This is a genomic window from Arthrobacter jinronghuae, from assembly GCF_025244825.1.
In the GTDB taxonomy this organism is placed as follows: domain Bacteria; phylum Actinomycetota; class Actinomycetes; order Actinomycetales; family Micrococcaceae; genus Arthrobacter_B; species Arthrobacter_B jinronghuae.
Map to the genome: position 1 here is coordinate 1,904,200 of NZ_CP104263.1, position 21,387 is coordinate 1,925,586.

18 protein-coding genes are annotated in these 21,387 nt (G+C 65.8%); 12 read left to right on the forward strand and 6 right to left on the reverse strand.

Features of this window, described 5'->3' with window-relative positions; translation table 11 throughout:
* Positions 1 to 85 precede the first annotated feature (85 nt).
* The 3 genes from uvrA (at position 86) to N2K98_RS08900 (ending at position 4,490) form a co-directional block, all read left to right on the forward strand.
* Positions 86 to 2,989, forward strand: a complete 2,904-nt coding sequence (gene uvrA / locus N2K98_RS08890; RefSeq protein ID WP_255797743.1) for an excinuclease ABC subunit UvrA — start codon at positions 86 to 88, stop codon at positions 2,987 to 2,989.
* Between the two features lie 147 nt (positions 2,990 to 3,136).
* Positions 3,137 to 3,835 (forward strand): HAD hydrolase-like protein, encoded by a 699-nt coding sequence (locus tag N2K98_RS08895; RefSeq protein WP_255865577.1) that lies wholly within the window; start codon positions 3,137 to 3,139, stop codon positions 3,833 to 3,835.
* The gene (locus tag N2K98_RS08900) at positions 3,822 to 4,490 is read left to right on the forward strand and encodes a lysophospholipid acyltransferase family protein (RefSeq protein ID WP_227921743.1); all 669 of its coding nucleotides are present in this window, start codon (positions 3,822 to 3,824) and stop codon (positions 4,488 to 4,490) included. Before N2K98_RS08895 ends, N2K98_RS08900 begins: the two co-directional genes overlap by 14 nt.
* A gap of 18 nt (positions 4,491 to 4,508) precedes the next feature.
* Here N2K98_RS08900 and N2K98_RS08905 read toward each other — a convergent pair whose 3' ends face one another.
* Positions 4,509 to 5,399 (reverse strand): DUF2510 domain-containing protein, encoded by an 891-nt coding sequence (locus tag N2K98_RS08905; protein ID WP_255865578.1) that lies wholly within the window; start codon positions 5,397 to 5,399, stop codon positions 4,509 to 4,511.
* 397 nt (positions 5,400 to 5,796) lie between these two features.
* Here N2K98_RS08905 and uvrC point away from each other — a divergent pair, with 397 nt between their 5' ends.
* The 9 genes from uvrC (at position 5,797) to secG (ending at position 15,241) form a co-directional block, all read left to right on the forward strand.
* Positions 5,797 to 7,803: an excinuclease ABC subunit UvrC gene (uvrC, locus tag N2K98_RS08910; protein WP_255865579.1), complete on the forward strand. Its 2,007-nt coding sequence runs from the start codon at positions 5,797 to 5,799 to the stop codon at positions 7,801 to 7,803.
* Between the two features lie 80 nt (positions 7,804 to 7,883).
* Positions 7,884 to 8,783 carry an RNase adapter RapZ gene (rapZ, locus tag N2K98_RS08915; protein WP_255797739.1) on the forward strand — a complete coding sequence of 300 codons (900 nt, stop codon included), beginning with the start codon at positions 7,884 to 7,886 and terminating at the stop codon, positions 8,781 to 8,783.
* A complete protein-coding gene (locus N2K98_RS08920) occupies positions 8,783 to 9,796 on the forward strand; it encodes a gluconeogenesis factor YvcK family protein (protein ID WP_255797738.1) in 1,014 nt (337 codons plus the stop codon). Before rapZ ends, N2K98_RS08920 begins: the two co-directional genes overlap by 1 nt.
* A 10-nt stretch (positions 9,797 to 9,806) precedes the next feature.
* Positions 9,807 to 10,787 (forward strand): DNA-binding protein WhiA, encoded by a 981-nt coding sequence (gene whiA / locus N2K98_RS08925; protein ID WP_227921727.1) that lies wholly within the window; start codon positions 9,807 to 9,809, stop codon positions 10,785 to 10,787.
* Positions 10,788 to 10,890: 103 nt separating this feature from the next.
* Complete coding sequence (locus N2K98_RS08930; protein ID WP_229951956.1) at positions 10,891 to 11,517, forward strand: superoxide dismutase; 627 nt, start codon at positions 10,891 to 10,893, stop codon at positions 11,515 to 11,517.
* Positions 11,518 to 11,754: 237 nt separating this feature from the next.
* Positions 11,755 to 12,759, forward strand: coding sequence for a type I glyceraldehyde-3-phosphate dehydrogenase (gene gap / locus N2K98_RS08935; RefSeq protein WP_255865580.1), 1,005 nt, complete (start codon positions 11,755 to 11,757; stop codon positions 12,757 to 12,759).
* Positions 12,760 to 12,783: 24 nt separating this feature from the next.
* Positions 12,784 to 14,010, forward strand: coding sequence for a phosphoglycerate kinase (locus N2K98_RS08940; RefSeq protein ID WP_229951954.1), 1,227 nt, complete (start codon positions 12,784 to 12,786; stop codon positions 14,008 to 14,010).
* A 102-nt stretch (positions 14,011 to 14,112) separates the two neighbouring features.
* Entirely contained in the window at positions 14,113 to 14,928 is an 816-nt protein-coding gene (gene tpiA / locus N2K98_RS08945; protein ID WP_229951953.1) for a triose-phosphate isomerase, read from the forward strand.
* 61 nt (positions 14,929 to 14,989) lie between these two features.
* Positions 14,990 to 15,241, forward strand: coding sequence for a preprotein translocase subunit SecG (gene secG, locus N2K98_RS08950; RefSeq protein ID WP_229951952.1), 252 nt, complete (start codon positions 14,990 to 14,992; stop codon positions 15,239 to 15,241).
* A gap of 73 nt (positions 15,242 to 15,314) precedes the next feature.
* Here secG and pgl read toward each other — a convergent pair whose 3' ends face one another.
* The 5 genes from pgl to tal are packed head-to-tail and all read right to left on the reverse strand — an operon-like array spanning position 15,315 to position 21,364.
* A complete protein-coding gene (pgl, locus tag N2K98_RS08955) occupies positions 15,315 to 16,139 on the reverse strand; it encodes a 6-phosphogluconolactonase (protein ID WP_255865581.1) in 825 nt (274 codons plus the stop codon).
* Entirely contained in the window at positions 16,136 to 17,071 is a 936-nt protein-coding gene (locus N2K98_RS08960) for a glucose-6-phosphate dehydrogenase assembly protein OpcA (protein ID WP_255797735.1), read from the reverse strand. The genes pgl and N2K98_RS08960 overlap by 4 nt, the downstream gene beginning before the upstream one ends.
* Positions 17,068 to 18,612, reverse strand: coding sequence for a glucose-6-phosphate dehydrogenase (zwf, locus tag N2K98_RS08965; RefSeq protein WP_255797734.1), 1,545 nt, complete (start codon positions 18,610 to 18,612; stop codon positions 17,068 to 17,070). The genes N2K98_RS08960 and zwf overlap by 4 nt, the downstream gene beginning before the upstream one ends.
* Complete coding sequence (locus N2K98_RS08970) at positions 18,613 to 20,241, reverse strand: glucose-6-phosphate isomerase (RefSeq protein ID WP_255797733.1); 1,629 nt, start codon at positions 20,239 to 20,241, stop codon at positions 18,613 to 18,615. It abuts the gene before it with no gap.
* A 7-nt stretch (positions 20,242 to 20,248) separates the two neighbouring features.
* Positions 20,249 to 21,364: a transaldolase gene (gene tal, locus N2K98_RS08975; protein ID WP_229951947.1), complete on the reverse strand. Its 1,116-nt coding sequence runs from the start codon at positions 21,362 to 21,364 to the stop codon at positions 20,249 to 20,251.
* Positions 21,365 to 21,387: the final 23 nt, after the last annotated feature.

Here is a 21,387-nt window from a genome sequence, read left to right on the forward strand (position 1 = left end):
GGCCGGGCCGGCTCGGCTTCGCCCGCGGCGAAACCCGGGGGGTCGAATACTTTTTCGAATCGGCGTTTGAACTACAGTGGAAAACGTGCCTAAATCGACTCTTCCGACGGCTGACACCACGTTCGTGCCGCATAAAGCCAATGACCTTTCCCGCCTGGTAGTGAAAGGTGCGCGCGAGCACAACCTCCGCAACGTTGACCTGGACCTGCCGCGGGACGCCATGATCGTGTTCACCGGCCTGTCCGGTTCAGGCAAATCCTCCCTGGCCTTCGACACCATCTTCGCGGAGGGCCAGCGGCGTTACGTCGAGTCCTTGTCCGCGTACGCGCGCATGTTCCTCGGCCAGGTGGACAAGCCCGACGTCGACTTCATCGAGGGGCTTTCGCCCGCCGTCTCGATCGACCAGAAGTCCACCAGCAAGAACCCACGGTCCACGGTTGGCACCATCACCGAGATCCACGACTACATGCGCCTCCTCTGGGCCCGTGTGGGGCGGCCCTTCTGCCCGGTCTGCGGCGAGCCCGTCAGCCGGCAGACCCCGCAGCAGATCGTGGACCAGCTCCTCGAACTGGAAGAGGGAACCCGCTTCCAGATCCTGGCCCCGGTGGTCCGCGGCCGGAAGGGCGAATTCGTCGACCTGTTCAAGGAACTCGCTGCCAAGGGCTACTCCCGTGCCCGGGTGGACGGCAAGCAGATCCAGCTGTCCGATCCGCCCAAGCTCGGCAAGCAGTACAAGCACAACATCGAAGTGGTCGTGGACCGCCTGGTGGCCAAGGACGGCATCCGGCAGCGGCTCACGGACTCGGTGGAAACCGGGCTCGGTCTGGCCGACGGCCGCGTGGTGGTGGACTTCGTCGACATCCCCGAGGACAGCAGCGAACGTACCCGAACCTTCTCCGAGAACCTGGCCTGCCCGAACGAGCATCCGCTGGCCATCGACGAAATCGAACCGCGGTCCTTCTCCTTCAACAACCCGTTCGGGGCCTGCCCGGTCTGCACCGGCATCGGGTCCCGGCTGGAAGTCGATGAGGACCTGATCATTCCTGATCCTTCCAAGTCCCTGGCCGAGGGCGCCATCGCCCCGTGGTCCCTGGGCACCGCCACCACCGAGTACTGGAACCGGCTGCTCGACGGCCTGGCCAAGGACATGGGCTTCTCCATGGACACCCCCTGGAAGAAGCTGCCGGCCAAGGTGCGCGAGGCAGTGCTCAACGGCAAGGACCACAAGGTGGTGGTCCAGTACCGGAACCGCTTCGGCCGCGAACGCAAGTACAGCACCGGCTTTGAAGGCGTCATCCAGTACATCCACCGCAAGCACGGGGAAACCGAATCGGACCACGCCCGTGACCGGTACGAAGAGTACATGCGGGAAATCGCCTGCCCCGAGTGCGGGGGAGCGCGCCTGAACCCGGCGTCCCTGTCCGTGCTGATCAACGGCCGCAACATTGCCGAGATCAGCGCCCTGCCGCTGCGTGAAGCCGCGGACTTCCTCAACACTCTGGTCCTCACCGGGCGCGAAGCACAGATTGCCAACCAGGTGCTGAAGGAGATCCAGGCCCGCCTGACCTTCCTGCTCGACGTCGGCCTGGAGTACCTGAGCCTGAACCGCCCGGCGGCCACGCTGTCCGGCGGCGAGGCCCAGCGCATCCGTCTGGCCACGCAGATCGGCTCCGGCCTCGTCGGCGTGCTGTACGTCCTGGATGAGCCGTCCATCGGCCTGCACCAGAAGGACAACCGGCGCCTGATCGATACCCTGATCCGGCTGCGCAGCCTGGGTAACACCCTGATCGTGGTGGAACACGACGAAGACACCATCCAGGAAGCGGACTGGATTGTCGACGTCGGCCCCGGCGCAGGAGAGCGCGGCGGCGAGGTGGTGCACTCCGGCCCGTTGGCGGAGCTGCTGACCAACGAGCGTTCCATCACCGGCGCCTACCTGTCCGGCCGCAAGAAGATCGAAATCCCGGCCAAGCGGCGCAAGGTGGACAAGTCCCGCCAGCTGAAGATCGTTGGTGCGCGGGAAAACAACCTGCAGAACCTGAACGTGGATGTTCCGCTGGGCGTCTTCACGGCCGTGACGGGTGTCAGCGGATCCGGCAAGTCCACGCTGATCAACGACATCCTCTACAAGACCATGGCGAATAAGCTCAACGGCGCCAAGCACGTCGCCGGGCGGCACACCCGGGTCGAGGGCCTGGAGCAGCTGGACAAGGTCATCCACGTGGACCAGAGCCCCATTGGACGGACCCCGCGGTCCAACCCGGCCACCTACACCGGCGTGTGGGACCACATCCGCAAGCTCTTCGCCGAGACCAACGAGGCGAAGGTCCGCGGCTACCTGCCGGGCCGCTTCTCCTTCAACGTCAAGGGCGGCCGCTGCGAGGCCTGCCACGGTGACGGCACGCTGAAGATCGAGATGAACTTCCTGCCCGACGTGTATGTGCCCTGCGAGGTGTGCCACGGCGCCCGGTTCAACCGGGAAACCATGGAGGTGCACTACAAGGGCAAGAACATCGCCGAGGTGCTGGACATGCCGATCGAGGAAGCAGCGGAGTTCTTCGCCGCCTTCGGTCCCATCTCCCGGCACCTGAACACCCTGGTGGACGTGGGCCTGGGCTACGTCCGGCTGGGCCAGCCCGCCACCACGCTCTCCGGCGGCGAAGCCCAGCGCGTGAAGCTCGCCAGTGAACTGCAGAAGCGCTCCAACGGCCGCAGCATCTACGTCCTCGACGAGCCCACCACGGGCCTGCACTTCGAAGACGTGCGCAAACTGCTGGAGGTGCTGCAGGGACTGGTGGACAAGGGCAACACCGTGATCACCATCGAGCACAACCTTGACGTCATCAAGAGCGCCGACTGGATCATCGACCTCGGCCCCGACGGCGGCACCGGCGGCGGCAAGGTGGTTGCCTCCGGCACCCCCGAGAAGGTTGCCAAGGTGGAAGGCAGCCACACCGCGACGTTCCTGGCGGAGATCCTCAACCCGTAGTCCAATGAAGGCCGGCGGCCGCCCATGCGGGCGGCGCCGGCCTTCGGCATGTCCGGCCCGGTCCCGGGAACATCGGCCCCCGGGAGATATACTCCGCCGGGCATACCTTTTTCCCTTAGGCCGCCCGGATATGCCAAACTTAGGCCCGTGACTTCTCCCCGGCTTTTGGTGCTGTTCGATCTCGATGGAACGCTGGTTGATCCGGCCGGTGCCATCACGGGCGGCATCCGTTCCGCCCTCACCGCCTGCGGGCTGCCGCAGCCGTCAGAGGCGGACCTCTTCCGGATGGTCGGCCCCTCGCTGGTCACGTCCCTGCGTGAAATTGCCGGCGTTCCCCAGGACCGCCTGGAAGCGGTGATCCGGCACTACCGCCAGGGCTACCGGCAGACAGGCATGGCGCAGAGCCGGCCTTACCCGGGTATCCGGGAACTGGTGGAGAAGCTGCGCACCGAGCACACCGTGGCCGTGGCCACCCAGAAACCCGAGCACTTGGCCATGGATCTGCTCGGGGTGCAGGGGATGGGTACCCTTTTCGCCTCCGTACACGGCTCACCGGCAGACGAGCAGGCCGCAGCCGCGCTGGACGGCAAGGCCGGCATCATCCGCGCCGCCCTGGACCGGCACGCGGGCTCCTACGACCGTGCCGTCATGATCGGGGACCGCCGGCACGACTGCGAGGGAGCCGCTGCCAACGGAATCGACTGCATCGGTGTGTCCTGGGGCTTCGCTGCCGCCGGTGAGCTCGAAACGGCGGGGGCCGCCGTCGTCGTTGACACCGCGGAAGAACTGGCCGATGCTGTGCTGGCCTATGCACAGAACGGAGCGGCACTGAATGGTTCTGTATAACCTGACCCGCGCAAGCACCCGCGGGCTTGTCGCCGGTCTCTGCCGGCCCACGATCACCGGGCTTGAGCATGTTCCGGCTCACGGGCCGTTCATTGTCGCCTGCAACCACCAGTCCTTCCTGGACAGCGTCCTGGTCCAGGCCCTGCTGCCCCGCCGAGTGGGATTCTTCGCCAAAGCCGAGTACTTTACCGGTACCGGCCTCAAGGGACTCGCGATGAAAAGCTTCTTCGAGGGCGTCGGTTCCATTCCGGTGCAGCGCGACCAGCAGGCGGCCAGCGTTGCGGCACTCAAGACCCTGCTGGACATCCTCGAGGAGGGCGGCGGCGTCGGGATTTACCCCGAAGGCACCCGCTCCCGCGACGGGCTGCTTTACCGCGGCCGCACCGGCGTGGGCTGGCTGGCGCTGACCTCCGGGGCACCGGTGGTGCCGGTGGGGCTCATCGACACCGACAAACTGCAGCCCGCCGGCAAGAAAACCGTCAAGCCCGGGCACTTCACCCTGAAGGTGGGGCAGCCGCTGTACTTCCAGAAGACCGGTCCGGAGCATGCGCTGCCGGCCCGCCGCCAGGCCACCGACCGGGTCATGGACGCCATCGCCGAGCTCAGCGGCCAGCAGCGTTCGGACAGCTACAACCGGAACCGGCCGGAGGGGTAGCCAGGCGTCCGGGCCCTCCTACAACTGCGTCATGCGGACCCGGGAGGTCCAGGCTTCCCCGTCCCAGTAGCGGAACGGTGCAACACCTTCGGGATCCGGATAGAAGCCTGCTGCCCGGCCGCCCGTACGCTTTGCCGGGACCGGTTCGGCCTCAACCTTGTCCTGGCTGATCTTCCTGAACCTCGCGATGGCCTCGCGGATCCCCGGAATCTGCGAGTCCTCGGCCAGGATCTTCTCCAGGTCCGCAACGGCCGGGCCGTATTCGTGCTCCGCGAGGTGGATATTCGAGCGGAGGACCAAAGCTTTGAAGCGGACGTTCCTGGACAACCCGCGGTTCTCTGTCACGGGTTCCAAACATTCCTCGGCTGCCACCCGGTGACCGAGTTCAAGGTGCGCCTGGGACCTGAGGATAGCCAGCAAAGCGGTGACGTCTGAGTCCACGTTGACCCCGTCGGTCAACCGAAGAACCTCTTCCCAGTCGCGGCGATCCGAATAAAGCTCGGTTAGGCTCAGCAGCGCCGGAAGCGTCGGCTCAAGCTGTTCAATGTACTGGATGGCTTCGGGACCCCTCCCCAGCGATTGGAGCCCCTCCGCGAGTGCCAGGGTGAGCGCGGCGTTCGTCAAAGGAAGCCGAACGCTCACGCCGCCCGCTATTTCCAGGGTGAAGCTAAAGCCGGGGAGGTACTTCAGGACAAACAGATTGGTTTCGACAGGCTCGGGAGCATGGATAGCACTCTGCAGCTGCCGGACACACGCCTCGTGATCTCCGGCGTGCAGCAGCTGCAGCCCCAGCAGGGCTGCAGCCGCCTGCCCGTATACGGGATGCTGCAGCACCAGGGGGTCCAGCCCGGCGGCCGTGCGGGTCACCCCGTAGGCGTAGAGGGCTTTTTCTTCCCTGGGTGCGAGCAAACCCGGCCTCGGCGCGGGTGCGGGGGTTCCGGGAGCGGGTGCGAAGTATTGACCGGATGCGTTAAGCATGGGGGATCCAAGGGAGGCTTGTCCCGCCAGTGTCGACACCGGCGTTGCCCCGAGGAGCCTCGTCCGCCCCACGTACGTGGTGACGGTCACGGTGGAAACGTGGACAGTCACCCCCGGCATCGCGTGGATCGAAGTACTTCGCGCAAAACCCATTGCATCCCTCTCGCTCACAAAAGCCGGAGCCCCCCGGACCCAGTCGCATCAGACCCTATAACGAAAGCCGGGCAAACATGCGCACCGGCGCCGGCAGCGGCGGGGCCTGTTCAGCGCCCCGCGAAACCCCGAGCCGCCGTCCGGGTCAGGAGAAAGGCGAACGTAGGATGGAGAGGTGGCAGATCCAGCAACCTACCGGCCGAAAACAGGGGAGATCCCCACGGCCCCGGGCGTATACCGCTTCCGGGACGAGCACGGCCGGGTCATCTACGTGGGCAAGGCGAAGAACCTCCGCTCCCGCCTGAACTCCTATTTTGCCAACCCGCGCGGGCTGATGCCCAAGACGCGGGCCATGGTGCATACCGCGGCCGGCGTCGAGTGGACGGTGGTGGGCACCGAACTCGAAGCGCTGCAGCTGGAATACACCTGGATCAAGGAATTCAACCCCCGGTTCAACATCATGTTCCGGGACGACAAGTCCTACCCCTATCTGGCCGTAACCATGGGGGAGAAGTACCCCCGCGCCCAGGTCATGCGCGGGGACCGGCGTAAGGACACCCGCTACTTCGGGCCGTTCTATCCGGCCAAGGCCATCCGCGAAACCCTGGATACGCTGCTCCGGGTCTTCCCCGTCCGCACCTGCAGCAGCGGCGTCTTCAAGCGCGCCGAGCGCACGGGCAGGCCCTGCCTGCTCGGCTACATCGACAAATGCTCCGCCCCCTGCGTCGGACGGATCAGCCCAGAGGACCACCGCGAGCTGGCCGCGGAACTCTGCGACTTCATGGCCGGCGAGGGCAAGCGCTTCATCTCCAGCCTGGAGAAGGAAATGCAGGCCGCCGTCGCCGAACTGGACTATGAAACCGCCGCCCGGCTCCGCGACGATATCTCGGCCCTGCGGAAAGTATTCGAACGCAACAACGTGGTCCTCAGCGAAGACACGGACGCCGACATCTTCGCCCTGGAGGAGGACGAACTTGAGGCATCAGCCCAGGTGTTCCACGTCCGCGGCGGGCGCATCCGCGGCCAGCGCGGCTGGGTGGTGGAGAAGGTGGAGGACAACGACACGGCTGATCTTGTGGAGCACCTGATCCAGCAGGTCTACGGCGAGGCGAACTCGACCGACCGCATTCCCCGCCAGGTCCTCGTCCCGGTGCTGCCGCCGGACGCCGAGGAACTCGCCGAGTGGCTGGGCGGCCTGCGCGGGGCACGCGTGGACATCCGGGTGCCCATGCGCGGCGACAAGAAGGCCCTGATGGAGACCGTTGCCCGCAACGCCGCCGATGCCCTGCGGTTGCACAAGAGCCGCCGGGCCGGGGACATCACCACCCGCTCCGCTGCGCTGCAGGAACTGCAGGAGGCCCTGGACCTGCCCTCGCCGCCGCTGCGCATCGAGTGCTACGACATTTCCCATGTGCAGGGCACCAATGTGGTTGCCTCCATGGTGGTGGCCGAAGACGGCCTGCCGAAGAAATCGGACTACCGCAAGTTTTCGATCACCGGCGACGCCGCCCGGGATGACACGTCCTCCATGTACAACGTCATCTCCCGGCGTTTCCGCAATTACCTTGCGGAGAACGCGGATCCCGCCGCCGACCCCGATGCACCGGCGGACCTGCCGGACGAGCGCGGCGGCGACGGCGATGTCCAGCCGCTGACCGACACCCTCACCCCGGCGCCCAAGGCGAAGTTCGCCTACCCGCCGAACCTGGTGGTGGTGGACGGCGGCCAGCCCCAGGTCGCAGCGGCGTCGAAGGCCCTCGCGGATCTGGGCATCACCGACGTGCAGGTGGTCGGGCTGGCCAAGCGCCTTGAGGAGGTCTGGGTTCCGGACAGCGACTTCCCGGTGATCCTCCCGCGGGCCTCCGAGGCATTGTTCCTGCTCCAGCGCGTCCGGGATGAGGCACACCGCTTCGCCATCACCTTCCACCGGCAGAAGCGGGGCAAGTCCATGACCGCGTCCTTGCTCGATGATGTGCCCGGACTGGGGCCGTCCAAGCGGCAGGCACTGCTCAAGCACTTCGGGTCGGTGAAGAAGCTGCGTGCCGCCACTGAGGAGGAACTCCTGGAGGTGCCGGGCATTGGCCCGGCCATGGCCGCCAACCTGCGCAGCCGCCTGGCCGACAAGGAAACGGCGGGAGTTCCGGCGGTCAATATGGCCACCGGCGAAATCCTGGAAACTTAGTTAGGCTTGGGAACCGGCGTGTCAGCTTCGAACCGTTCGGAGTTCTTCGAAAAGCAGGAACAATCAGGATGGGATCAGTAATGACGCAAGAGGACGGCTTGACCGTAGTCAAACCGGAGGAATCGGAGCTGCTCGTAGTCACGGGCATGTCTGGCGCCGGGCGCAGCACCGCTGCCAATGCCTTGGAAGACCACGGCTGGTACGTCGTCGAGAACCTGCCTCCGATGATGCTGGGCACCCTCACCGAACTGGTGTCCCGGATGCCGCAGTCCATCCCGAAGCTGGCCGTGGTGGTTGACGTCCGCAGCAAGGAACTCTTCCAGGACATCCGCGAAGCCCTGCGCAACCTGCGTAGCGCCGGCGTTACCTACCGCCTGCTGTTCCTCGACGCCGATGATTCCACCCTGGTCCGCCGGTTTGAACAGGGACGCCGGCCGCATCCGCTCCAGGAGGACGGCAGCATCCTGGACGGCATCGCCGTCGAACGCGAGGTCCTGAAGGAGCTGAGGGAGTCCTCCGACATCATCGTGGATACCTCCAAGCTGAATGTCCACGCACTCGCCACGACGGTCACCGAGCTGTTCACGGAGTCCGGCCCGATTGTGCTGCGCCTGAATGTCATGAGCTTCGGCTTCAAATACGGACTGCCGGTGGACGCAAACTACGTTGCCGATGTCCGTTTCATCCCCAACCCGCACTGGGTCCCGCAGCTGCGCCCGCACACCGGGCTGGACGAAGACGTCCGCGACTACGTCCTGCAGGCCAAGGGCACCGCGGAGTTTCTCGACCGTTATGTTGACGCCCTGGAGCCCGTCATTGACGGCTACCGCCGGGAAAACAAGCACTACGCCACGATCGCCGTCGGCTGCACGGGCGGTAAGCACCGCTCCGTTGCCGTCACCGAGGAGCTGGCCAAGCGCCTGGCGCAGCTTCCGCACGTGACCGTCAGCTCCCACCACCGGGATCTGGGGCGCGAGTAATGTCCTTCCTCACCGGACCCCTGCCCCTGATTCCCCAGGGGCAGGGGCGTGAGAGCGACGGCGGATCAATCGTCGCGCTCGGCGGCGGCCACGGACTGTCCGCATCTCTCTCCGCCCTCCGCCTGCTCACCACCGACCTCACCGCCATCGTTACGGTTGCGGACGACGGCGGCTCCTCCGGCCGCCTCCGCCGTGAACTCGGCGTCCTTCCGCCCGGGGACCTGCGGATGGCCCTGGCGGCGCTCTGCGACGACACTGACTGGGGTCGCACCTGGCGAGACGTTATGCAGCACCGCTTCCGCTCCCAGCCGGGGGTCGAAGGTTCCTTGGATGACCATGCCCTCGGCAACCTGCTGATTGTCACGCTCTGGGAGCTGCTGGGGGATCCCGTCGCCGGACTCCAGTGGGCCGGCGCCCTGCTGGGTGCCCGCGGCCAGGTGCTGCCGATGTCCACGCTGCCGCTCACCATTGAAGGTGATGTCCTTCGGCGCACCGAGGACGGAGACGTGTTCGAGACCATCAGCGGCCAGGCCAGCCTCGCCGCTGCCGGCGTCCGCAGCAACGTCAGCGACGTCCGGCTGCTGCCAGTCGATGCCCCGGCCTGCCCGGCAGCGCTCCAAGCAATCGAGCTGGCCGACTGGGTGGTCCTGGGACCCGGCTCCTGGTACACGTCTGTCCTGCCGCATCTGATGCTGCCGCAGCTTCGGGATGCGTTGTGCGCCACATCCGCCAAGCGCTGCCTGACCATGAACCTCAGCAATGAGACCACCGAAACGTCCGGAATGACAGCCGTCGACCATTTGGCGGTAATCCGCCGCTACGCGCCGGAGTTCAAGGTGGACGCCGTGCTGGTGGATCCGTCGGTGGTGGCGGACAAAGCTGCCTTTGAAGATGCTGTAGCAGAACTGGGCGGCCGTGCGGTCTTCGGTAAGGTAGGGGCAGCGTCGGGGCGTCCGATCCATGATCCGCTCCGCCTCGCGACCGCCTTCCACGATATTTTTGGGGAGAATTAGGAGTGTATTTGTGGCGTTAACCGCAGCTGTAAAAGAGGAACTGTCACGTCTGGACGTGAAGAAATCCTCAGTCCGCAAGGCCGAGGTGTCGGCAATGCTGCGTTTTGCCGGCGGCCTGCACATCATTTCCGGACGGATAGTCATCGAAGCCGAGGTTGACCTGGCTTCGACAGCCCGGCGGCTGCGGGCAGCCATTGCCGAGGTCTACGGCCACGCCAGCGACATCATTGTGGTGTCCGGCGGCGGGCTGCGCCGTGGCAACCGCTACGTGGTTCGGGTAGTGAAGGACGGCGAATCGCTCGCCCGGCAGACCGGCCTCCTGGACGCCCGCGGGCGTCCGGTGCGGGGGCTGCCCTCCGTCGTGGTCAACGGTTCCGCAGCCGACGCGGAGGCCGTCTGGCGGGGTGCCTTCCTCGCCCACGGTTCCCTTACCGAACCCGGACGGTCGTCCTCGCTTGAAGTCACCTGCCCGGGACCTGAAGCGGCCTTGGCCCTGGTCGGATCCGCCCGTCGGATCGGCATTGCCGCCAAGGCACGCGAAGTGCGCGGCGTGGACCGGGTGGTGATCCGCGACGGCGACACCATCGCTGCCCTGCTCACCCGGATGGGTGCGCATGACGCGCTCATGGTGTGGGAAGAGCGCCGGATGCGCAAAGAGGTGCGGGCCACCGCGAACCGGCTTGCCAACTTCGACGACGCCAACCTGCGCCGCTCCGCGCAGGCTGCCGTTGCCGCCGGCGCGCGGGTCGAGCGCGCCCTGGAGATCCTCGGCGAGGACGTCCCGGAGCACCTGCGCTACGCCGGCGAGCTCCGCGTGGCGCATAAGCAGGCCAGCCTGGACGAGCTGGGCCACCTCGCCGACCCGCCCATGACCAAGGACGCCATTGCCGGACGGATCCGGCGGCTCCTGGCCATGGCGGACAAGCGGGCAGCGGAACTGGGCATTCCAGGTACTGAGTCCAGCGTCACTCCGGAAATGTTGGATGAATAGCGTTATTGCATAGGATGGAAGCCTGCTGCCTTTCGGCGGCACAACGAGTTTCCGGACGGGAATTCCGTCCGGAACATTGATCCGACACCAACGGAGGATTTTCGTGAACGAATACACACTGCCGGAACTGCCGTACGATTACGCGGCCCTTGAGCCGCACATTTCCGCACGCATCATGGAACTGCACCACGACAAGCACCACGCCACCTACGTGGCCGGCGCAAACACGGCTCTGGCCCAGATGGCCGAGGCACGTGAAAAGGGCGAGTTCGGCACCATCGGCAAGCTCTCCAAGGATCTGGCCTTCCACCTGGGCGGCCACACCAACCACAGCATCTTCTGGAACAACATGTCCCCGGACGGCGGCGACAAGCCCGAAGGCGAACTGGCAGCGGCCATCGATGAGTTCTTCGGTTCCTTCGACGGTTTCCGCGGCCAGTTCACTGCCGTGGCCAACTCCATCCAGGGCTCCGGCTGGTCCATCCTGGCCTACGAACCGCTGGGCAAGAACCTCGTCATCGAGCAGCTGTACGACCAGCAGGGCAACGTCCCGGTGGGAACCATTCCGCTGCTGATGCTCGACATGTGGGAGCACTCCTACTACCTCGACTACGCCAACGTTAAGGGCGACTACGTCAAGGCATGGTGGAACATCGTGAACTGGGCCGACGTCGCCGCACGTTTCGACGCCGCCCGCACCGGTGCCAAGAGCCTGATCGTCCCGGCCTAGTCTGCCCCCTGCCGCACATTTGTGCGGGTGCCCCGGTCCCTACGGAGACTGTGACGCGTAAGATAAATCCGTAGGTCCGGTCCCGCCCGGAGCCTTCGGGCACCGGCGGGACGGGGCCACGGCGCCGCGGCCGGAAGGGTTTCCCAAGCGGAAGTGTCAGGCCGCAGTCAGTCCGGTGGCTTCTAACCCTGAGGTCACACAGCTCTCGATTGAACCCCTACTCAAGGAGACAGAACAGTGACTACTCGTGTTGGAATCAACGGATTCGGGCGTATTGGCCGCAACTACTTCCGGGCGGCCCTGGAGCAGAACGCCGACCTCGACATCGTCGCGGTAAATGACCTCACCAGCCCCGAGACCCTCGCCCACCTCCTCAAGTACGATTCCGTCACCGGACGCCTGGGGGCCGACGTCGAAGTCAGCGAGGGCAACATCGTCGTCGGGGGTAAGACCATCCGTGTCCTCGCCGAACGGGATCCCTCGAACCTCCCGTGGAGCGATCTGGGCGTGGATATCGTCATTGAGTCCACCGGATTCTTCACCAAGGCCGAGGACGCCAGGAAGCACATCGATGCCGGCGCCAAGAAGGTCCTGATCTCCGCCCCGGGCAAGGGTGCCGACCTCACTGTCGTGATGGGGGTCAACGACGGCGACTACGACCCCGCGTCGCACAACATCATCTCCAACGCCTCCTGCACCACCAACTGCCTCGGCCCGCTGGCCATGGTCCTGCACGAGGCGTTCGGCATTGAACGCGGCCTGATGACCACCGTCCACGCGTACACCGCGGACCAGAACCTGCAGGACGGCCCGCACCGCGACCTCCGCCGCGCCCGCGCCGCAGCCCTCAACATCGTCCCGACCACCACGGGCGCCGCCAAGGCCATCGGCCTCGTCCTGCCGGCCCTCGACGGCAAACTGGACGGCTTCGCGCTTCGCGTCCCGGTGCCCACCGGTTCGGTCACCGACCTCACCGTGACGGTTTCCAAGGAGGCCTCGGTGGAACAGATCAACGATGTCTACAAGACCGCAGGCAACGGGCCGTTGGCGGGCATCCTCCGCTACACCGACGAGCCGATTGTTTCTTCCGACATTGTCACCGATCCTGCCTCGTGCATCTTCGACTCGGGCCTGACCCGCGTTATGGGCAACCAGGTGAAGGTCGTGGGCTGGTACGACAACGAGTGGGGCTACTCCTGCCGTCTGGTGGACCTCACCAAGCTTGTTGGCTCAAAGCTTTAATCAACCGAGTACGCAAAGGTAGACATGACTGTCAAAACTCTCCCCGACCTGATCAGCGAAGGCGTTGACGGCAGGTACGTCCTCGTCCGCTCGGACCTGAACGTCCCGCTCGACGACGGCCGGGTTACCGACGACGGACGTATCCGTGCGTCGATTCCCACCCTGCAGACCCTGGTGGAGCACGGTGCCAAGGTTATTGTGATGGCCCACCTCGGCCGCCCGAAGGGCAAGCCGGATGAGAAGTACTCGCTGCGTCCCGCCGTCGACCGCCTCGCCGAACTGTCCCCGTTCCCGGTGGAGTTCGCCGAGGACGTGGTGGGCGACAGCGCCCGCGAACTGGCATCCTCGCTGGCCGCCGGGTCCGTCCTGGTGCTGCAGAACATCCGGTTCGATCCGCGCGAAACCTCCAAGGACGATGCAGAACGCCAGGCGCTGGCAGGGGAACTGGCTGCCCTGGCCGGCGGCAGCGGTGCCTACGTGGATGACGCCTTCGGCGCCGTGCACCGCAAGCACGCCAGCGTTTACGACGTTGCCGAGGCGCTGCCCGCCTACGAAGGCGGTTTGGTGCACACCGAGGTTGAGGTCCTCAAGCGCCTCACCGAGAACCCGGAGAAGCCCTACGTGGTGGTTCTGGGCGGCTCCAAGGTGTCCGACAAGCTGGCAGTGATCGAGAACCTGATGGACCGGGCCGACTACCTGCTGGTGGGCGGCGGCATGGTCTTTACCTTCCTGGCCGCACAGGGCCACAAGGTCGGCGCATCGCTGCTCGAGGCAGACCAGATCGAAAATGTGAAGGGATACCTGAGCCGCGCCAAGGAGGTCGGCTGCGAGTTTGTACTGCCCACCGACATTGTGGTGGCGGACAAGTTCGCTGCGGATGCCGACGTCGACACCGTTCCTGCGGACGGCATCGAGAACAGCCGGTTCGGCGCGTCGGGTATCGGCCTGGATATCGGTCCCGATTCCGCCGCGGCCTTCGCTGAGCGGATCCGCCACGGCAAGACCATCTTCTGGAACGGTCCGATGGGCGTGTTCGAGTTCGAAGCCTTCGCCAACGGCACCCGTGCCGTGGCCCAGGCCCTGAAGGACTCCAGCGGCTTCAGCGTGGTCGGCGGCGGCGATTCAGCTGCGGCAGTCCGCAAGCTGGGCTTCTCGGAAGCCGACTTCGGGCACATCTCCACCGGCGGCGGCGCCAGCCTCGAGTATCTCGAAGGCAAGGCCCTTCCGGGCCTTACCGTCCTCGACAAGTAAAACCAAAGGTGCGGGTCCGCTGTCCCAGCGGGCCCGCACCCGCATGTCCCATCCCGCCCGGCCCAGCGGCCGGTGCACCGCGAGTAAGAAACCGGAGTAACCATGACCACCTCCACGAACGGCAAGTTCGACCGCACACCCCTGATCGCCGGCAACTGGAAGATGAACATGGACCACGTCCAGGGCATCACCCTTTTGCAGAAACTGGCGTGGACGCTGAGCGACGCACGGCATGACTACGGCCGCGTGGAAGTTGTGGTGTTCCCTCCGTTCACCGACCTGCGCAGCACGCAGACGCTGGTGGCGGGCGACAAGCTGAAGGTGGAATACGGCGCGCAGGACCTGTCGCCCAAGGATTCCGGCGCCTACACCGGTGACATCTCCGGCCAGTTCCTCGCCAAGCTCGGCTGCAGCTACGTCCTCGTAGGCCACAGCGAACGCCGGTCCGTCCACGGCGAGAGCGACGAGCTGCTGAACGAGAAGCTCAAGGCCGCCTACCGCCACAATCTGGTGCCCGTCCTCTGCGTGGGCGAAGGGCTCGAGGTCCGGCAGGCCGGGGACCACGTGATCCACACCCTGGAGCAGGTCCGCCGGGATCTCGCCGGGTTGGACGCCGAGCAGGTGTCCCGCCTTGTCATTGCCTACGAGCCCGTCTGGGCCATCGGCACCGGTGAAGTTGCCGGCCCCGAGGATGCCCAGGAAATGTGTGCCGCCATCCGTGCCGAAATCGCTGACCTGTATGACGATGCCGTTGCCGCCAAGACCCGCCTGCTCTACGGCGGCTCGGTCAAGGCCGCCAATGCGGCCAGCATTCTGGGGGAGCGGGACGTGGACGGCGTGCTGGTAGGCGGCGCCAGTTTGGATGTAGGCGAATTTGCTAATATTGTCAGGTTCGAACAACATCTGGTGACTGACTGAACTGCAGCTGAAGGGCGTCGCAGCGGCGTCTCCAATCCATGAGTCACCCGAAAGGCCGTAAGTGGAAATTCTGAAGATCGTCCTGCTGGTGCTCCTTGCGATCACGAGCCTGCTGCTGACGCTGCTCATCCTGCTCCACAAGGGCCGCGGCGGCGGTATGTCGGATATGTTCGGCGGCGGCATGACCAGCAGCCTCGGATCCTCCGGTGTTGCCGAAAAGAACTTGAACCGCTTCACGGTGGCGCTGGCGCTCTCCTGGGGCTTGGTTATCGTGGCCCTCGGGCTGATCCAGAGCTTCGCCGGCGAAGCGTAGGCAGCAACAGCTCCAAAGGAATGGCCCCCGGATTTTTCCGGGGGCCATTCGTTTTCTGTAACGCTGGTCGGGCCTAGTCCTCGTCCCCTGCGTCCGGGTCGTCGGAGTCGAAGAGCCGCTGGGACAGCTGCGACGCCGCAGCCTGGTCAATCAGCCACCGGGTCTTGGTGCGGCCGCGGGCTCCCGCGGCCGGGACCTGGATTTCCCCTGCGCCGGCGAGAGCCAGGCCAACGGCGCCGGCCTTGTCATTGCCGGCGACACCCAGCCATACCTCGGAGGCCGTGTTGATGCTCTCCAACGTAAGCGAGATCCGCTCGGGCGGCGGCTTGGGCGCATCCCGCACGGCTACGGTGGTGGATCCGACGGTGCGCACGCCCGGGGTTTCCGGGAAGAGGGACGCAATGTGCGCGTCCGGGCCCACCCCGAGCAGCAGGACGTCAAAGCGGGGGAGCCGCGGGTCAACGGCGTTGAACCCAGTCGCAAGCTGCTCGGCGGCAGCCGCTTCGGCCAGCTGACGGGCGTAGTCGGCTGCGGCGTCTTCCACTGTGTCGACCTCATTGGCGGAAGCAACCGCGTGGATGCGGCCGGCCGGGACGCCAAGCGGATCCAGCATCGCCTGCCGCGCCTGGAATGAGTTCAGCTCCGGATTGCCGGCGGGGAGGAACCGTTCATCGCCCCACCAGAAGTTGACCTTTGTCCAGTCCACTGCCGTCCGTGCCGGGTTGGCCGTCACGGCCTCCAGGGTCGCGATGCCCACCGTTCCGCCGGTGAGGACCACGGTGGCTTCCCCGCGCCGGCTCTGCACGTCCACGAGCTTGGTGATCAGCCGGGCTGCCGTTGTCGAGACGAGCGCCTGCGGATCCGGGTGGATGCTGACGCCGTTGGGGGAGTGCTTCATGCGTCCGCCCCTTCCTTGGACAGGCACGCGGCCAGTCCCTCGGTGAGTACTTCTCCGAAGACCTCGTCCGGATCGAGCCGGCGCAGCTCCTCCGCCAGGCAGTCCCGCAGGGTGCGGCGCGGAAGCGCAATCTGCTGCTCCGGCTGCCCGGGCTGGGTCAGATGGGCGGTGACCTGGTCCGGCCGGGCCAGCTCCACATCTCCGTCGCCGCGGCTAAACACTACCCTGTGGATACCGGTTCCGGCTTCCCCTTCAATGATTTCCAGCGGTACATCCAATGCCTTTTTCAGCCAGGCGGCCAGCAGGAAGGTACTGGCCGAATCCGAGGCACCTTCGACGATGACGGACTGGACCAGGGCCGCTCCTCCGCCGTCCAGGACTGCGGCCAGTTGGACGCGCCAATTGGTCAACCGGGTCCAGCTGAGGTCCGTGTCCCCGGCAGCATAGCTGTCCGCCAGTCCCAGCAGCGCCTTCTTCGGATCGTCCTCGGTGGCTGCATCGGTAATCCGGCGGTGGGCAATGCAGCCCAGCGGCGTCTGCGCCGGGTCCTGCGGCACTCCGTGCGGCCACCAGACCACTATGGGTGCATCGGGCAGCAGCAGGGCCGACACCAGTGACTCACTTTCGCCGGCCAGTTCGCCGTGTCCGGACAGGACAATGACCTCTGAGGCCCCGGCGTCGCCTCCTACCCGGATCTGGGCGTCAAGGCGCGTGTCATCATCCGGGCTGCCCTCGGCCAGCACGATGATGCGGCACGGGTGTTCCCGGCTGGCCTCGTTGGCGGCCGCGATGGCCTCCTCAACGAAGTCCGGCTGGGTATCCACCACCAGGGTCAGGACGCGGCCGAGGGTGACCACGCCGCCCTTTTCCCGCATGGCAACAATTTCCTTGGACACCTTGGAGGTGGTGGTGTCCGGCAGTTCTACTATCACGGCCTTCTCCAGGTCCTTCCGTCTTGGGCGAGCAGCTCGTTGGCGGAGTCCGGCCCCCAGCTGCCGGGAGCGTAAGGCTCCGGCTGCGTGTCGAGCGACGCCCAGTATTCTTCGAACGGATCCACGATCTTCCATGACAGCTCAACCTCCTGGTGCCGGGGGAAGAGCGGAGGCTCGCCCAACAGCACGTCCAGAATCAACCGTTCATAGGCTTCGGGGCTGGACTCGGTGAAAGAGTGCCCGTAGCCGAAGTCCATGGAGACATCGCGGACCTCCATCTGTGTACCCGGCACCTTGGAGCCGAACCGGATGGTGGCGCCTTCGTCCGGCTGTACGCGGATGACGACGGCGTTCTGGCCGAAGTCGTCGCCGTCGTGTTCGCGGAACAGCAGATTGGGGGAGCGCTTGAAGACGACGGCGATCTCGGTGACACGCCTGCCCAACCGTTTGCCGGCCCGCAGGTAGAACGGCGCTCCGGCCCATCGGCGGGTATTGATATCCAGGCGGATCGCAGCGAAGGTCTCGGTCTTGGATTCCGGGTTGAACCCTTCCTCCTCCAGGAAACCGGTAACCTTCTCACCGCCCTGCCAGCCGCCGGTGTACTGCCCGCGGGCGGAGCTGCGCGAGAGGTCCTCCGGCAGCCGGACGGCCGCCAGAACCTTTTCCTTTTCCGCGCGAAGGTGTTCCGCATTGAAGGAAATGGGCTCCTCCATGGCGGTCAGCGCCAAAAGCTGCAGCAGGTGGTTCTGAATCACGTCGCGGGCCGCGCCCACGCCGTCGTAATAACCCGCACGGCCGCCGATGCCGATGTCTTCGGCCATGGTGATCTGCACGTGGTCCACGTAGTTGGCGTTCCAGATCGGTTCGAACAGCTGGTTCGCGAAGCGCAGCGCCAGGATGTTCTGGACCGTCTCCTTGCCCAGGTAGTGGTCGATGCGGAACACCGAATCGGCGGGGAACACCGATTCCACCACATTGTTGAGTTCCCGCGCGGAGGCCAGGTCGTGGCCGAACGGCTTTTCAATGACCACCCGCCGCCATTTGCCCTCGGAGGTCTTAGCCAGTCCGTGTCCGGAAAGCTGCTGGCAGACCTGTTCGAAGGACTTGGGCGGCACTGAAAGGTAGAACGCGTGGTTCCCACGGGTTCCGCGTCGCTCATCGAGGTCCTCGAGGGTCGCCTTGAGGTCCTCGAAGGCTTCGTCGCTGTCGAAGCCGCCTTCGACGAAACGGATGCCCTCGGCCAGCTGCTTCCACACGCCCTCATCGAAATCGGTCCGGGCATACGCCTGCACCGACTCCTTCACCTGCGCGGCGAACTCCTCGTGGCTCCACGGCCGGCGGCCGAAGCCCACCAGCGAGAAGCTGGGCGGAAGCAGGCCGCGGTTGGCCAGGTCATAGACAGCCGGAATGAGCTTCTTCCGGGCCAGGTCTCCGGTCACGCCAAAAATCACAAGGGAGGACGGACCCGCGATCCGGCTCAGCCGGCGGTCCCGTGGATCCCGGAGCGGGTTGCCCTTCCTGGTCTTTTCCGCGGCCGTCATTTACTTGCTGCTAACTTCTGCGGCCAGAGAACGCACAACGTTTTCAATTTCACGGACCCCTTCGTCGCGGTTCAACAGGTGCAGCCGCAGTACCGGGCGGCCCTGGTCCGCGAGGACCTGCGCGTCCCCGGCAGCCTGCGCGCTGATGAGTTCACCGAAGGTGAAGGGCCGTTCCGGGATGCCGATGTCCTGCGCGGGCTTGCCGGTGATCTGCAGGTACACCCCCTGCGCCGGGCCGCCCTTGTGGAACTGGCCGGTGGAGTGCAGGAAGCGGGGCCCCCACCCGAAGGTGACGGGACGGCCGGTGGCTGCAGCAAGCTCCGGCCGGATCTGTTCGAGCTCGGCCTGCCGGAAACGGTCCAGGTAGGCCTGGATGCTGAGGTAGCCGTCCGTGCCGAGCTGACGGAGCAGGGCTGCCAGCGCCCCGCGGAGGGTGTGTGCCGTGCCAAGGAGGTCAGCCGGCCCGCGCACCTCGACGGAGCCGTCGATGAAGGACGGTTCCGTGGGCGCCGGAGTGGCGTCCAGCAGTCCGCGTGCTGCCTTCTTCGCAGCTTCGACATCCGGCTGGTCAAAGGGATTGATGTTCAGCAGGCGTCCGGCCACCGCGGTGGCGAATTCCCACAGCATCATGGAGCTGCCCAGGCTTCCGGAAACCACTACCTGGTCTCCTTCGGGGAGGACGTCGGAATCGACGGGGACAATCCGTACGGTGAGTACGTCGCCGGCACCGGATACCATTTCCGGGGCGCCGGGTTCGACGGCGACGGGCAGCAGGCCCGTGCCGAGCTTGCCGGTGGATTCCGCGATAAGCTGCTCGGCCCAGTCGGGGAAGCCTGCCAGCCCGGAGCCTTCGTCCACGATCACGATCTTGTTGCGCAGCGGGTCGGTTCCGCCCAGTGCCGCTCCGAGTTCCAGGCCGATGTTGTCCGGTGCGTCGTCCCGCAGGATTTCCGCCGTCATCTCGGCGTCGTCCAGCAGGGTTTCAATGTCCGCTCCGGCCAGGCCCGAAGGCACCAACCCAAAGGCCGTCAAGGCGGAGTAGCGTCCGCCGACGTTGGGGTCGGCGTTGAAGACGGCGCGGTAGCCGGCTTCGCGGGCCGCCGCGTCCAACGGCGACCCCGGGTCGGTGACAACCACAATGCGGGACTTGGCGTCGATACCGGCATCGGTGAAGGCCTGTTCGAAAACCCGGCGCTGCGAATCCGTCTCCACCGTGGAACCCGATTTGGAGCTCACGACAATGACGGTCTCAGCCAGCCGGTCACCGAGGGCGGCTGCAACGACGTCCGGGTCGGTGGAATCCAGCACTGTCAGGTCCACGCCCGCGGTGCGGGTGATGACCTCGGGCGCCAGGGAAGAGCCGCCCATGCCGGCCAGGACCACGCGGGTCACTGACTCGGCGGCAAGCTCTTCCCTCAGCGCCGCGATCTGTCCCACGAGCGGCCGGGAGCTTTCTCCGGGGTTGAGCCAGCCCAGGCGGATGGACGCCTCGGCTTCGGCATCTGGTCCCCAGAGAGTGGGATCCTGGGCCACGAGGCGGGAGGCGACTTCATCCCCCACGAGTTCGGGCACCTTGGCGTCGACGGCAACGCTGGCCGCCCCGGCTGCTTCAAAGGACAGAGTTGTCATTTTTTTCCTATGCCTCTTTCGCGGTATCCAGTGCGGTCTCAACGGTCTGGAGGAGCTCGCCCCAGCTGACCACGAACTTATCGAGGCCTTCGGTCTCCAACTGCTCCACGACGTCGTTGTAGGAGATGCCAAGGCCGTCCAGCTGGTCCAGGACGGCATTGGACTCGGCGTACGTGCCGGTGATGGTGTCACCGGTGACTTCGCCGTGGTCCGCAGTGGCTTCCAGCGTCTTTTCCGGCATGGTGTTCACCGAGTTCGGTGCCACGAGGCCGGTGACGTACAGGGTGTCCGGCAGGGCCGGATCCTTCACGCCGGTGGAGGCCCAGAGCGGGCGCTGCGCGTTGGCACCGGCCGCGGCCAGTACCTGCCAGCGTTCGCTGGCGAACTGCTCTTCGAAGACCTGGTAGGCCAGGCGGGCGTTGGCCAGGCCGGCCTTGCCCTTCAGACCCTTGGCCTCGTCGGAGCCGATGCCGTCCAGGCGCTTGTCGATCTCGGCGTCGACGCGGGAGACGAAGAAGGACGCCACCGAGTGGATGGTGGAGAGGTCGTGCCCGTTTTCCTTAGCCTGCTCAATGCCGAGCATGTACGCGTTGATGACCTCGCGGTAGCGCTCGAGGGAGAAGATCAGGGTCACGTTGACGCTGATGCCCGCGGCCAGCGTGGCGGTGATTGCCGGCAGGCCTTCCTGGGTGGCGGGAATCTTGATCAGGACGTTGGCGCGGCCAACCTTGTCGAAGAGTTCCTTCGCCTCGTTGATGGTGCCCTGCGTGTCACGCGACAGGCGCGGATCAACCTCGATGGACACGCGGCCGTCGACGCCGTTGGTGGCCTCGTAGACCGGTGCGAAGAGGTCGCAGGCCTGGATGACGTCGTCGGTGGTGATTTCGAAGACGGACTTGTCGACGTCGGCACCCGAGCGCGAAAGCTGCTGCACCTGGGCGGCGTAGGACGCGCCGTTGGCCAGGGCTGCTGCGAAGATGCTCGGGTTCGTGGTCACGCCGACCACGTTGCGCTCATCGATGAGCTTCTTCAGGGAACCGGAAACAATCCGTTCGCGGGAGAGGTCGTCCAGCCAGATGGAGACTCCGGCTTCGGAAAGCCGGGCGGTGGGAGTGGAAGTCATTGTTGGTGCTCCTTTAAGTAAGG